Below are 14,332 nucleotides of genomic sequence, written 5' to 3' on the forward strand. Positions count from 1 at the left end.
ATGAAAATAAAACTACTAATTATAACGATGTGCTTTGGTTTTACCACAATGGTTGCACAAGAGGTAACTGATGATATGGTCGAAATATTTTTTGAGAAATTTAAAAATGAAGGTTCAACAGTAGCATTAGATTATGTATATAGTACCAATAAGTGGGTAAGCCAATCTAGTGACGACGTTATTAGTTTAAAAAATCAAATGAATAACCTCACCGAAGATTTTGTGGGTAAGTACTATGGATATGAGCTCATATTAGAGAAACACCTTTCTGATAGTTACATTTTAAAAAGCTACTTGGTAAAATACGGTAGGCAACCACTTAGATTTACTTTTCAATTTTATAAACCCGATAAAGAGTGGCGATTTCATGGCTTTAGCTTCGACGGAAATCTTACGGAAGAAATTAAAGAAGCAGCAAAACTTTATAATTATAGACTCAATTAAATGGAACACAATTCAACTTTTCCTATCAAGCAAAATGAACTCGATATGCTTCGTGATGAAGCGACTTCCTACTTAAAATCGGTACAGTGGGAGCAGAGTCAGCGTGCAAAAAACATGGATAATGATGGTAAGGATGAGTCTATATTATTATACTTATCTCGTGCCAACAATGGGAGTAATGTATCAGTCACTTCCGTGTCAAAGACCATTTTATCCTTAAAGAAACGATTACTGCCAGAATCTGTGGCAATTCCTTTGTATTTAAATCAGGCCTTGTTTGCGGTACAAGAAGGATTAACAATGGGAATCTGGATTAAGGACTCCTATTATGATGCTTCGGGTCTTTCAAGTTTATCCGAGAATAAAGCGGCTTTAGATCGATCTGGTAAGAGAGAATATGAAAGTAAAATGCTAACGGCGACTGCCTTTATGTTGTTCGCTACAGCTTATAAAATTTTACATGATCTTAAGCCACATGCTTCAGATGACCTATCGGTTATGAAACAGAAATTTGCAGGTATTCCAGAAGTTTCATTTTTATCACCGTTAAAGGGAATTTCTTGTCAACTTTTCTATTATGATAAGTATCTAGGTCATCCTGAAATTGTAAAATCAGATAAAGATGTTATTGATTTTACTGTAGTGTATTTTGAATCGCTTATAGATGAAATCCAACTGCGTAAAAGCAGTTTGGAGTATACAGAGACTATTGTTGATAGAGCCTATAAACTCGAGAATTCTGATTTTGCGATTGATGGCTGGAACAATGTTTTTCAAGGTACGGCTAAGAGTGTAGAATTTAATAAAATACAATTTGAGCAAATTGTCGGTAATCGTGATGCAAAGCATTTCGCGAGACGATTAACTGAACGTATGCTCAGCTATGATTTTGATGCACAAAAGAATCCATTTCAAGAATTAGGTGGTTTTATGCCAGTTTTTATGGGTTATGGCATTCCAGGAACAGGTAAAAGTATGCTTATTGCAGCAATTGCAACACGACTCAAGGAGCACTGTGATAATTTAGATATTCCATTTTTGTTTCATCCCATGCCAGATACTTTAATTAGTACTTTTCAAGGTGGTTCAGCGGAGAAAATGGTGGAGTGGATGAAACCTTTACAAGATCCAACACGATTAATTTTTGCACCAATTGATGATGCTGAGAATAACCTACAAGAACGTACAGCACAAGGTGTTTCTGCAGGTGTTAAAGAGGTTATTGGAGTCTTTTTGAGATATACAGAAGGAGCTTATGCTGTCAATTATGGCAATAGTTCTATCGGTCTATTTACCAATTTACCAGAAATGCTCGATAAAGCAGTCATCTCAAGAGTACAAGGGAGATTTAAAATTGATGGTGCACGTACAGAGCACGACTTTTTAGACCAAGATTACTTATGGTGGCGAAAGCTTCAAGATACAATGCCAGAATTTGTAAATATGGATGACCCAGAAGTATATCAATACTTAGCGGACCAAGGTCTAGCCAAAAATATGGGTGATATATTAAAAGTGGTTGAAAAGCCGACTGAAGAGCGTGTACTCAAAACCTATGAAAAGGTCGAAAAACTTCATGAGGAGGATGACCATATGTTCTATGCGACATTATACAAAGAGATTCAGAAGATATTCCCATTTTTCTCTTCACGTGATGTTAGAAATATTCAGTCTGCTATATCCTTACGTTTAACAGATTTTGATTTGGAAGAAGATTGGTTTGAAAATCCAGATAAGTATTTTAAAAAGGACTATGATACCAAGTTTAATATGTTACAGGAATTAATGAAGGCGAATATGAAGGGTCTCAATTTTTCTGATATAAGAAGACAAGAGGTGGTGAGGTATTTAGATAATGTTGCCACTATTGCTGACACAGACTTTAAGCGTAAAGTGGATGCAAGGGTGAACCAATTAAGTATTGAATTAGAGGCGAGAGAACAATTTGATGGGAAACAGTAAAATAAAGAACATAGAAAAAGAAGTTTTATCTACAAACTGGTATACGCTTAATAAGTATACTTATGATTTTGAACTTAAAAACGGTCAGTGGATAAAGCAGGAGCGTGAGGCTTATGATAGAGGAAATGGTGCTGCCATTTTACTATATAATAAGGATAAGAAAACAGTTGTTCTTACTAAACAATTTAGAATGCCAACCTATGTCAATGGCAATAAGGATGGTTTTATGATTGAGGCTTGTGCTGGTCTATTAGATGACAATAATCCCGAAGATTGTATAAGGAAGGAAACTGAGGAGGAAACAGGCTTTAGAGTGAAAAATGTAAATAAAATCATGGAGGCTTATATGTCTCCTGGTTCAGTAACTGAAATTCTCTATTATTTTACTGCTGAGTATACAGATGACATGAAAGTAAGTGAAGGAGGAGGCGTTATTAGCGAAACAGAAGATATTGAGGTTCTTGAGATGCCTTTTTCAGAAGCTTTAAAATTAATGAGCACAGGAGAAATAAAAGACGCTAAAACGATTATGCTCCTTCAATATGCTCAAATAAATAATTTATTGGGTTAGGATGCAGAAGTTAAAGGAAGCCAACTTATATAGAAGTGAACTTATACCTGTAAGTGGTAAGTTGGTTGAGCGTTATAATAAGTGTCTAAAAACTCTAGGTTTTAAGGAAACCAAGCTCAAGTCTTTTTCAATAGACGGTGTAGGATGGAGTCCTGAAGTTGCAGAAGAAAAAGATGACATTCAATATTTAAATCATGGTGATGCTAATCCACATGGTATAATTATTTCGCCTCTTCAAAAAGGTAAACCAGTCTATCTTCCTTTTCATTCGTTTGATCGCGAGATGATGCAAAATGTGTTTAGAACTCATGGTGATAAAATCAACAATATTACCAGAGACTCCGCTATATGCATCGATTTTGATCAGAATATTGATGTGTTTTATGAGCCACTAGATGTTTTAAAGTATGAGAATGTTAGTATTACATTTCGTTTAATTGATAATCTCGAAGAAAAGCAAAAGGAACAATTGGCCTTAATTGATAAATTTAATCAAGGCAACAATTTTATTGATGAAGATATTCATAAAGAGCTCTTAGACTCTGCGAATACATATGGTGACTTGAGAAATAGAGATTTAGTCTTACAACCATTACAGTATTCCACAGGATCTTTTTATACTAGGGCATTTGACGGTATTTACCTATTGAGAGATTTTATTAAACCAATTGTGATTTTTGAGAGTCAAGAATTTTATAAAGAAGCCATCAAAGACACGATTCATGATGTTTTGATTTATCATATTTCTCAGCCTGAACTAATTGATAAATTGAAAGATCACATTATTATTGACTGTAATCTCGAAGCGATGGTAAAAACACCAAATTACGATCGTATTAAGAAGTTTGAGCTTTATCAGATGTTAGATAAGGCGGAGCATCCTGCACAAGAGATTCTAAATAATAAAGCCCTTTTTAAAAGTTATCTCAATAAACTCGATATGACTGGTCGCAAGAAGGTTATGAGCGTCGAATTATATCTAGAGAAATTAGAAAGAAGTAATGCTTATAAAATTGAGGATATTGTAGATCAATCTCTTTATTTTTCATTGCACCAACCTCATTCTTCTTTAGCCGCAGACCATAGAGATTTAATTCATAAACTACTTATTAATATTGCTCCTAAGGATGTTTTGTTTCTCTATTGGTATGATAAAGAGCAATTTTATGAGAGTTACAAGACGTGGGATGACTCCTTTAGAGATTGGGTCATAGAGCAGATTAGTAACAATATTTAAGTTTTTTAGACTAATTTTATAAGACGCATAAAACAATTGCTATGGGACTAGAACTTGTCATTTTTATCATCGCTATTTTATTTGGAATTTTTATCTATTGGAGAGAATCCAATGGCAATGGAGCTTACCGATTATTAAATAAAATTGTGAATAGTAAAGAGCTTCAAATGAGTGCAGACAATCCGAAAGGATTTGTCTATAAACAAAGCTTTATACCAAGGTTAATATTTGTTGTTTCTATAGTGTTAGTTGCGGCATTGGTTGTAGAGTTTTTAACGCCTTTAGCCGTATTTAGTAGTTACAATGGCATATCGGCCTTCTCATCCTTTGCTGTTGGGACATTACTCGGAACATATGTAGCACATTTTGTAATTAAAACCTCTGAAATTGTCGAAGAGAAGAGTGATTCATTAGGAGATTTGGTAGAAGATGCAGTTGAAAAAGGAAAAGACCTTGTAGAAGATTTAAAAAATAAAGACTCTAAACCAGACGAGGTTGAAATCAAAGAAGATATAAAGCCAGACCCTAACCAAAAATCAGCAAGAGAGCGACTTAAGGATAAAGGATTAATGTAGTTAATCGCTTAACAGTATTTATTATTTCAATTATTAAAGCATGATAAAATCTTATTGGAACAAAGGTCCAAAGCAAAAGAAAATAACGGTTTTTCTAACCTTATTACTGTTAGTGTTGCTCTTCTTTTTTAGAGACGACTACCAACCTTTATTGTTATTCTTTAGAAAATACCTATTCATCATAATTGTGAGTATAATCGTCCTAATTTTAGGATTGAGGAAATTTAGAAAAACAGCAAGCACCGGCGGTAGATTAGGTATTTTGGCATTACTAACCTTATTTTTTGGTCTTCTATATTTTCTAGGTTGGAATCAAGGACTTTATGATTATATGAAAACCTACAACGTATTTAATAACTTAAATAAGGTAGAGATTAATGAGTTGCCATTAACACAGAACGAACGTATACAACCATTGCGAAATATATTTTCTATGGCCAATGAAAGTGTTGGCGAAACTAAGGATGTTTCCTTACCACACTTGGTAAGAATAGAAACCGAAAACAAGTGGACTATGGCCATACAGCCTAGTGAGAAGTATATAATGCAACGTATTAGTGATAATACTGAAGAAGTTTTTTCGGTGAGTAGTACAACTCCGTTTCCTAGATTTTCAAACGAAAATAGAATTGATGTTACCTTCTCAATTGGTGAATCTTTAAAGTTTAGCAGAAACACCTATAATGCTGTAGTACAAAGATTTAATCCTTGGATGTTATTCAATTATGAGCCGAGTGATACTTTTTACATGAAGAATGACGAAGGGGATTGGGTACAGGTTGTGAGTCTTATTAAATGGAAAGGATTCTTTTTCCCTTACCCAACATTTGGAGGTGTTATGATTATTGAGAATGGTGAGCACGATTTTAATGACTATCTCGAGCGCATTTTAATAGGGAAGGGAACATTTGTTAGTCCAGATGAGATTAAGAACTTTAAGTTTTTAACGAAACAAAATACATTAGCAGAAAGTGTATCGCAACTACAGGCTGAATCACTCAAATTTTTAGGTGGCTTCAGTGACCCCTTACCATGGAATATGGAAACAGCCGTTAAAATACCGCTAATGCCAAAGGATCAAAATCAACAACCATACGTCACTGATTTTGATTTTGCAGGGTCAAATACAGATGCCTATAGTGGACTTTATCATTGGTTTGGCCTGGAGCCAGTAGGAGATGAGCGTACAAGTTTAAGCTATAGTGTATTTGTGCCAGCTGACGGTACAGATAAACTCTACTATTACGATCATGCTAGTAAAAAGCAAGGTTATGCTGGAGTTTCTGCGATGCCATTAAAAGTTAAAGAGTCTAGAAAGGAGTATGATTGGAAAGCAAGTACACCTGTTGAGTTTAGACCTTATGTTAAAGAAATAGCTGGCAGAAAACGTATGTTTTTTTTAGGTACAATTTCTTCAATAAGTGAGCAAAATGCACAACAGTTTGATGGTTCGGCAACCCCAGATTTAGTTTTAATAGACAGTGAATATAGAGATGTTATTTGGATAGATGTTAAACATCCAAGCACTTGGGACGAAACTGTTTACAATCAATTAAATGAGGCCTGGCGCTCGAGTGAAGGTATTGGTTACTACTTCAATGAACAACCTAAAGATGAAGATCTTATGGAACAGGAATTAGATTCGCTCAAAATTATCCCCAAAGTTGAAGATAATTCAGCTGAAATCGAAGCTTTGCAACGTAGATTAGATTCCTTGAGGGCAGCAAGCAATTAAATCATTAAGGATTTAAACCCTTTATCATAATTAAGATTTTTAGCTAATCTGACCTTAAAGTCTTAATTTCGAAGTGTGTCAAAATTACTTCATTTATGAGTTCAAAACTTTACGATTTTAAATATTTAAAAGGCGACTTAACAGGTGGTTTAGTGGCTGGTGTTGTTGCATTACCATTAGCCTTAGCTTTTGGAGTACAATCTGGTTTAGGTGCAACGGCTGGTCTTTATGGTGCTATAGCAGTTGGTATTTTTGCTGCAATTTTTGGTGGTACAGCGACTCAAGCCAGTGGACCAACAGGACCTATGACTGTGGTTTCTGCGGCATTAGTGGCAGGTGCTATAGAGCTAGCAGGTAGCCTTGAGGCAGCAATGCCAATTATAATCTTAACCTTTCTTCTTGGTGGTGTTTTTCAGATTGTATTTGGACTACTTAATATTGCTGGTTATGTAAAGTACTTTCCTTATCCAGTTGTGTCTGGCTTTATGAGTGGTGTGGGTCTTATTATTGTAATCTTACAGTTATTTCCTTTTGTAGGATTGGAGTCGGCTAAATCTACTTGGTTAGTTATTACAGATCTCCCACGTTTATTTGCAGAATTTAATTGGCAGGCACTTGCCTTAGGAGGGCTTACCGTAGTTATCTATTATGCTTTTCCCTATATCACAAAAGTAATTCCTAGTGCTTTGGTAGCACTTATTGCAGCGTCCTTAGTAGGTTATTTTTTAAAATGGGATGTACCTGTAATTGGCGAAATCCCATCAGGATTACCTTCACTACAGCTTGATGGTATTTTCTCGATTGATGCGAGTGCTTATTCTCTAGTGGCTGAGTATGCCTTAGTATTGGCAGTTTTAGGTTCTATAGATTCTTTATTGACCTCTGTTATTGCTGATAACATGACAAAGACAAAGCACAATAGTAACAGAGAATTAATTGGACAAGGAATAGGAAATGCAATTGCATCTGTATTTGGTGGAATTCCTGGTGCAGGAGCAACAAAAGGGACAGTTATTAATATCAATTCTGGTGGTCGTACACGTCTATCTGGTGCTACTCATGGCTTATTTTTATTAGCAGTGTTGTTAGGATTAGGCACATTAGCAGCGCATATTCCATTATGTGTATTAGCAGGTTTATTAATACCAATAGCATTTAAAATTATTGATGTAAAAGGATTGAAACACTTATTAGTAGTGCCTAGAGCTGATGCCATAGTCTTAATTATTGTTTTATTAATTACAACCTTTGGAAGTTTAATACAAGCTGTAGGGATTGGATTATTATTAGCCTCTCTATTATTTATGAAGCGTGCTAGTGATATTGGTGAAAAAGGTTTAGAAGTAGGTACCATTGCAGGTTTCGATGGTGAAAAGCCTTGGCAAGATGAGATTGAGTTTTATGATAAGTATAAGGATAAGGTTTATATAAAACATTTGTATGGACCATTGTTTTTTGGTTTTACCTCTCATTTTCAGGATGAGATTGCTAATATACCAAAGGAGGTAAAGGCACTTATCATACGTATGGATCGAGTTCCCTATATTGATCAGTCTGGTTTGTACGCTTTAGAAAATGCAGTCTTAGACCTCGAAAAGCGAGGCGTTCAGGTATTGTTAACTGCCGTTCAGGAACAGCCTAAAGACAAACTTATTTCAATAGATATTGTTCCCGATCTAATTTCGGAGGAGCATATTTTTAGTAATATACAAGATGCCTTCGATGCACTTAAAGCGCAGTTTAAGCTTTAAGTTGTAACAACATTTTTATATCGGAGCGTTTATAGGGACTGTTTGACTCAAGTTCTTGTTCTACAAACCCATATTTTCTATAAAGATAGATCGCATTTTCAAGTTTGGTATTAGAATAGAGGAGAAGGGCTTTTAAATGATGTGACTTGCCAAAATCGATACAGTGTTGTAACAATCTCTGTCCTATTTTTTTGCCTCGTTCTTGAGGTAATACAGCCATCTTAGTTAATTCTAAAACACCTTCAGTTTCTGTTGGCATTAGGGCTACTGTGCCAACGATTTTAGAGTCTATTTTGGCAAAAAATATAAATCCACCTTTATCGATGATATAATCCTCCGGTTTGCTCAATACCTCTTCGTCAAAGGGCTCTACATAAAAATAGGTTTGTAACCATTCAATATTTAAATCGTAAAAATACTTGGCGTAAGCACTATCAAAATCTATGATATCAATGACCATGGGCTTTAATGAAATCTGTAATTAAATAACTAATAGCTTTACCAACATTCACAGGTGATTTTTTGAAAGGAACCGCTTCACATATATGTAAGTAAGTCGCTAATTTATTCGAGCCAAAATGATGAACAAATTGTCTAGCCTGATTCATAGAAAAACCTGAAGGTGTCATGGCGCTACTAGGCATGTTTTCAATAGCATCACAATCTACCTCAATACCAAAGGGTGTATTAGCTATAAAATTGGAAGCATTTATTAATTCAGATTCAAAGCTAATTTTCTTTTGAATTTCTATAGCTTCAAATGTATTGTATTTAACATCCTTTATTTTATTTAAGGTTTTTAAAATGGTATTCGATGTATAATTTTCATGTAGCCCAAAAATAAAATAGCGTTTAAGAAATCCTTCAGCATAAGCATAACTAAATCCGTTTCCACTATGTCGCCCTTCTTCAGATCTAAAATCTGTATGGGCATCTAGATTTACAACATTTATTTTACTGTTTGATGCCAGTGCACTTCCTTTAATATTGCCATAGGCATTGTTATGACCACCACCAATAATTATAGGCACTTTACCAGCTTTAACAATAGTAGACACTAAATAACACACGTCTTTGTCAATTTCATCAACTATTTTACGTAGTCGTGGTATCTGTTTTTTCTTATTGTTAAGTTCTTCTATTTCGTTGATGTAATCTTGGTAATCTAAATGGCCTAAAATTAGAATTCTTTTTGCGTTAATAAAGCCATTACTCTGAGTATTCAAAAGGCTACTTAGTACTACATCCCAAGCCTTTCTACATCCTTTTTTTCCATAGTTTGCTCTAACTCCGATATCTTCTTTTATACCAAAAACGACATAGTCGACATCTAAAGCTTGGATATCTTCGTATATGTTATTGAGAGATGGTAATAACTTAATGTTTTCACCAAATTTCGTTTCACCTTTTCTAAGGTTAATTAGAGCATTTCTAGTTTGTTTAGTAAGTAAAACAAGGTTTTTCATAAGGTGAATTAATTAAAGATAAATGTACATTTTTATTTTATCTTTAATGAAGTTAAAAAAGGAATAACAATAACTTAAAACATAATTTATGGAAGGTTCACAAAAGTCTAATAGCGGTTTAAAAATAGGTTTAGGCATACTATTGGTTTTATTTTTAGGAACAGCATTTTACACGTCAAAACTTTACAGTGAAAAGCAAGAGACAGAACGTGTATTAATTAGCGAGAAACAACAAGTAATGAAAGATCTTAGCAATATGGCTAAAGATTATGACGATGCTATCGCAGAAGGAGAAAGAACTAATCAAGATTTGATTGATGCTCGCGAGCGTATTCAAAATCTTATGGATTCATTAAAGGTATCTCAGAATAGTGTGAATAGCTTATGGAGATACAGAAAGAAGTACTTGGCACTTCAAGAGGAGATGGAAATATTACTTGAAGAAAACGATCGTCTTAAAGTAGAGAACGAACTGCTTGCGGTATCATTAGATAGTACTCAAGTACAGTTAAAAGAACGTACAATGTTTACAGATTCTTTACTAGTTCAAAATACAGAATTAGCAAATGTAGTTGAAGATGCCGCTTCGCTTCAAACGGTTGGTCTTAAAGGATTAGGTGTTATTGAACGACGCAGCGGTAAACAAATACCAACTGAACGTGCTAAACGTAGTGATAAGATTAAAATTTGTTTTACTGTAGCCAAGAACACATTAACTGAGGCTGGTGACAAAGAATTATATGTGCAGGTTATAGACCCAAAGAATAATGTATTGGGTGCTAATGGTCAGGTACAATTTGAGGATCAGGTTTTAAATTACAGTATCATTAGTCGTTTTAACTACGAAAATAGAAACTTAGATATATGTGAATACATTAGTGCTTCGGACGAATCAAAGTTTGAAGAAGGGCGTTACCGCGTCAATGTATTTAATGATAAAGAGCTTATTTCTGCTTCAGAATTTGTATTGAAGTAAGACTGAGCTTAAAAATTGGTTGATTGATAGCAAAAAATCCAGAATTAATGATTCTGGATTTTTTTATTCTAGTAACTGTCCATTAATAATAATCTGCTCTACAGGATTATGGGCAAACTGGTAAGGAATCTCACTATAATGATCCATTGGCTTTGTAATTATAAAATTGGCCTTTTTACCTCTCGTAACACTGCCGTACATGTTGCTTATTCCCATGGCGTAAGCACCATTAATCGTAGCGGCATTAATAGCTTCTTCTGGTGTTAGTTTTAATTTAACGCAGGCCGCACCGACAATAAAATTCATATTACCACTTGGTGCAGATCCAGGATTGTAGTCTGAAGCAATGGCCAATGGTAGACCAGAATCTATGAGCTTTCTTGCTGGAGTATAAGGAATACCTAAGAAAAAGGAACAACCTGGTAAAGCGACTGGCATGGTGTTGCTTCCTTTTAAGGCCTTTATATCAGAATCATCCAATAATTCTAAATGATCTACAGAAAGGGCATTATGTTTTACACCCATGGCCACTCCTCCTAAAACATTAAATTGGTTAACATGGATTTTAGGTCTGAAATTATAGGACTTACCAGCTTTTAGGATACTTTCTAAATCCTCAATATCAAAATAGCCCTCTTCGCAGAAAACATCAATAAAATGCGAAATATTTAGTTCACTAGCCTTAGGTATCAAAGACTCTGTAATCTGCTTTACATATTTCTTTTTGTCTTTTCTGAAGGGTTCAGGAATCGCATGTGCGGCGAGTAGAGTAGGTGTAATAAAAGCTAAAGTATCTTGTTTAATACGCTTTATTACTTTTAGCATCTTTAATTCTGCATCTACTGAGAGTCCATAGCCTGTTTTAATTTCAACAGCTCCGGTACCCATTTTTATGACCTCATCTAATCGTTTGATGGATTGGTTGTAAATATCATCCTCAGAGGTTTCCTGAAGCACTTTGGCCGAATTTAAAATACCACCACCAAGATTTGCTATTTCAGCATAACTTAAACCATTTATCCTATCAACAAACTCACTTGTTCTATCACCAGCATAAACAATATGCGTATGCGAGTCGCACCAAGACGGTAATACGATTCTGCCAGTGGCATCGATTGTGGTTTCTGCTTCAATAGGATGGTAATCCTCCATTTTACCATATTCAATAATCGTATCGTGTTCAATGTATAAATACGCATTTTCCAAAACGCTTAATTGATTCATATCCTTACCCTTTACGATAGTGACATTATGGTCATAAACTTGGAGGAGTTGCTTGATATTAGTTATTAGAATTGACATAGTTAGTGGATGGTTTAGTGTAAAGATTGTTAATTTTTCTCAATAAAAAAAACGCCACTCTTTACAGAATGGCGTTTCTAAATTATTGAAAATCCTCTTATTTAAGACTTCCAACCATATCTTCTGGTTTAACCCAATCTTCATATTCTTCAGCTGTTACATACCCTAAATTAATGGCCTCCTCTTTTAAGGTTGTTCCGTTTTTATGGGCTGTATTTGCAATTTCAGCAGCCTTGTAATAACCAATTTTAGTATTTAATGCGGTTACTAACATTAAAGAATTATTTAATAACTCTTTTATCACAGCATGATTTGGTTCTATACCACTTGCACAGTTAACATCAAAACTAACGCAAGCATCTCCGATTAATTGAGCTGATTGTAAAATGTTAGCAGCCATCATTGGTTTAAATACATTAAGTTCATAGTGTCCTTGTGTTCCACCAACACCAATGGCGACATCATTACCCATTACTTGCGCACAAACCATTGTCATTGCTTCACACTGCGTAGGGTTAACTTTTCCCGGCATTATAGAACTTCCTGGTTCGTTTGCAGGGATTGTAATTTCACCAATACCAGAACGAGGTCCAGAGGCCATCATACGTATGTCATTAGCTATTTTATTAAGTGAAACAGCAATCTGTTTTAAAGCACCATGTGTTTCAACAATAGCATCATGTGCTGCTAATGCTTCAAATTTATTTTCAGCGGTCACAAATGGAAGGTCTGTAAATTCAGCAATATACTTAGCCACCAAAACATCGTACCCTTGTGGTGTATTAAGACCAGTTCCAACTGCAGTACCACCTAATGCGAGCTCACTTAAATGTGATAAAGTGTTTTCTAGTGCTTTAAGACCATGATCTAATTGAGAAACATAGCCAGAAAACTCTTGCCCTAAAGTTAATGGTGTAGCATCCATTAAATGCGTACGACCAATTTTTACAACATCTTTAAATGCAATAGATTTATTGTGTAATGTATTTCGTAATTGAATAACACCAGGTATTGTAGTTTCTACAACTTTTTTATAGGCGGCAATATGCATACCAGTTGGGAAAGTGTCATTTGAAGATTGCGACTTATTGACATCATCATTAGGTTGAATAGTCTTTTCACCCTCACCAATAACTTTACCTGCTATTTGGTGTGCACGATTAGCAATCACTTCATTAACATTCATGTTACTTTGAGTACCAGAACCTGTTTGCCAAATTACCAATGGAAATTGATCATTGTGCTTATTATCTAATATTTCATCACATACTTGTGCTATTAAATCTCTTTTTTCTTTAGATAAAACACCTAATTCACAGTTGGTATAAGCTGCTGCTTTTTTGAGGTAAGCAAAGCCATGTACAACTTCTAATGGCATCGTTGCTGGTGCACCGATTTTAAAGTTATTTCTCGAACGTTCTGTCTGAGCACCCCAGAGTTTATCTGCTGGTACCTTAACTTCGCCCATTGTATCTTTTTCTATTCTATAATTCATGTTTCAATAAATTTAAAAGCTTTGCAAAATTAAAGATTTAGAATCTTCTAAATACTGAAGAAAGTCATTTTCTTTCTAATAAGAGACTAATAAAGTAAGCAGAACACCTCTGATTTAAAATAAGAGCTTGAAATGACTATTTATCTATGATTTTACCATCAATCATGGTGAGTTTTCGATCTGCCATATTAGCTAAATCTTCATTATGCGTAACAATGACAAAAGTCTGGTTAAACTCATCTCTGAGTTTAAAGAAAAGCTTATGTAGTTGTTCAGCAGATTCACTATCTAAATTTCCTGATGGTTCGTCTGCAAAGATGATATTTGGGTTATTAATTAAAGCCCTAGCAACTGCTACACGTTGTTGCTCTCCACCTGACAAGCTATTAGGTTTATGATTCAAACGGTTTCCTAATCCGAGATATTCTAAGAGCTCTATTGCTCTTTTTTCAGCCTCAGGTTTACTTGTATTATTAATAAACGCTGGAATACATACATTTTCTAAAGCCGTAAATTCTGGTAGTAATTGATGAAACTGAAAAATAAACCCAATATTCTGGTTTCTAAATTTAGCTAGTGCCTTTTCTTTGAGGTCTTTTATTTTAGCTTCATTTATTATTAATTGAGTATTCGCGGTATAGTCTGGTTTATCTAAAGTTCCCAATATCTGAAGCAATGTAGTTTTTCCTGCTCCAGAAGCACCTACTATCGAAATTATTTCACTTTCGTTAATGGTAATATCAACACCTTTAAGAACTTTTAAGTCCTTGTAGGCTTTTCTAATATCTTTTGCAGAAATGATTGTTTTACCCATACCA

13 protein-coding genes are annotated in these 14,332 nt (G+C 34.7%); 8 read left to right on the forward strand and 5 right to left on the reverse strand.

Annotated elements, in window-relative coordinates; genetic code table 11:
- The 7 genes from ACRHOC_RS05885 to ACRHOC_RS05915 all read left to right on the forward strand — a co-directional run bounded on the left by ACRHOC_RS05885 (position 1) and on the right by ACRHOC_RS05915 (position 8,275).
- A complete protein-coding gene (locus ACRHOC_RS05885; protein ID WP_431157658.1) occupies positions 1-444 on the forward strand; it encodes a hypothetical protein in 444 nt (147 codons plus the stop codon).
- Positions 445-2,406 carry an AAA family ATPase gene (locus tag ACRHOC_RS05890; protein WP_431157659.1) on the forward strand — a complete coding sequence of 654 codons (1,962 nt, stop codon included), beginning with the start codon at positions 445-447 and terminating at the stop codon, positions 2,404-2,406.
- Positions 2,393-2,977 carry a GDP-mannose pyrophosphatase NudK gene (nudK, locus tag ACRHOC_RS05895; RefSeq protein ID WP_431157660.1) on the forward strand — a complete coding sequence of 195 codons (585 nt, stop codon included), beginning with the start codon at positions 2,393-2,395 and terminating at the stop codon, positions 2,975-2,977. Before ACRHOC_RS05890 ends, nudK begins: the two co-directional genes overlap by 14 nt.
- 1 nt (position 2,978) lies before the next feature.
- Positions 2,979-4,214, forward strand: coding sequence for a DUF6638 family protein (locus ACRHOC_RS05900; RefSeq protein WP_431157661.1), 1,236 nt, complete (start codon positions 2,979-2,981; stop codon positions 4,212-4,214).
- A gap of 41 nt (positions 4,215-4,255) precedes the next feature.
- Positions 4,256-4,789 (forward strand): hypothetical protein, encoded by a 534-nt coding sequence (locus tag ACRHOC_RS05905; RefSeq protein WP_431157662.1) that lies wholly within the window; start codon positions 4,256-4,258, stop codon positions 4,787-4,789.
- A 40-nt stretch (positions 4,790-4,829) separates the two neighbouring features.
- Entirely contained in the window at positions 4,830-6,524 is a 1,695-nt protein-coding gene (locus tag ACRHOC_RS05910) for a hypothetical protein (RefSeq protein ID WP_431157663.1), read from the forward strand.
- Positions 6,525-6,619: 95 nt separating this feature from the next.
- On the forward strand, positions 6,620-8,275 hold the full coding sequence (locus ACRHOC_RS05915) for a SulP family inorganic anion transporter (RefSeq protein ID WP_431157664.1): 1,656 nt from the start codon (positions 6,620-6,622) through the stop codon (positions 8,273-8,275).
- On the opposite strand, the gene ACRHOC_RS05920 is transcribed toward ACRHOC_RS05915, so the two are convergent.
- Together ACRHOC_RS05920 and ACRHOC_RS05925 are read right to left on the reverse strand one after the other, a co-directional pair.
- Complete coding sequence (locus ACRHOC_RS05920) at positions 8,265-8,735, reverse strand: GNAT family N-acetyltransferase (RefSeq protein ID WP_431157665.1); 471 nt, start codon at positions 8,733-8,735, stop codon at positions 8,265-8,267. The genes ACRHOC_RS05915 and ACRHOC_RS05920 overlap by 11 nt on opposite strands.
- Positions 8,725-9,741, reverse strand: a complete 1,017-nt coding sequence (locus tag ACRHOC_RS05925; RefSeq protein ID WP_431157666.1) for a formimidoylglutamase — start codon at positions 9,739-9,741, stop codon at positions 8,725-8,727. Before ACRHOC_RS05925 ends, ACRHOC_RS05920 begins: the two co-directional genes overlap by 11 nt.
- An 88-nt stretch (positions 9,742-9,829) precedes the next feature.
- Here ACRHOC_RS05925 and ACRHOC_RS05930 point away from each other — a divergent pair, with 88 nt between their 5' ends.
- Positions 9,830-10,717, forward strand: coding sequence for a chromosome partitioning protein ParA (locus ACRHOC_RS05930; RefSeq protein ID WP_431157667.1), 888 nt, complete (start codon positions 9,830-9,832; stop codon positions 10,715-10,717).
- Positions 10,718-10,780: 63 nt separating this feature from the next.
- Here ACRHOC_RS05930 and hutI read toward each other — a convergent pair whose 3' ends face one another.
- From hutI to ACRHOC_RS05945, 3 genes are all read right to left on the reverse strand, one after another.
- Entirely contained in the window at positions 10,781-12,019 is a 1,239-nt protein-coding gene (gene hutI, locus ACRHOC_RS05935) for an imidazolonepropionase (RefSeq protein WP_431157668.1), read from the reverse strand.
- Between the two features lie 97 nt (positions 12,020-12,116).
- On the reverse strand, positions 12,117-13,514 hold the full coding sequence (gene fumC, locus ACRHOC_RS05940) for a class II fumarate hydratase (RefSeq protein ID WP_431157669.1): 1,398 nt from the start codon (positions 13,512-13,514) through the stop codon (positions 12,117-12,119).
- 136 nt (positions 13,515-13,650) lie between these two features.
- The gene (locus ACRHOC_RS05945) at positions 13,651-14,316 is read right to left on the reverse strand and encodes an ABC transporter ATP-binding protein (RefSeq protein ID WP_431157958.1); all 666 of its coding nucleotides are present in this window, start codon (positions 14,314-14,316) and stop codon (positions 13,651-13,653) included.
- Between the last annotated feature and the right edge of the window lie 16 nt (positions 14,317-14,332).

This window comes from Winogradskyella poriferorum, from assembly GCF_050618035.1.
GTDB classification, from domain to species: Bacteria; Bacteroidota; Bacteroidia; order Flavobacteriales; family Flavobacteriaceae; genus Winogradskyella; species Winogradskyella poriferorum_A.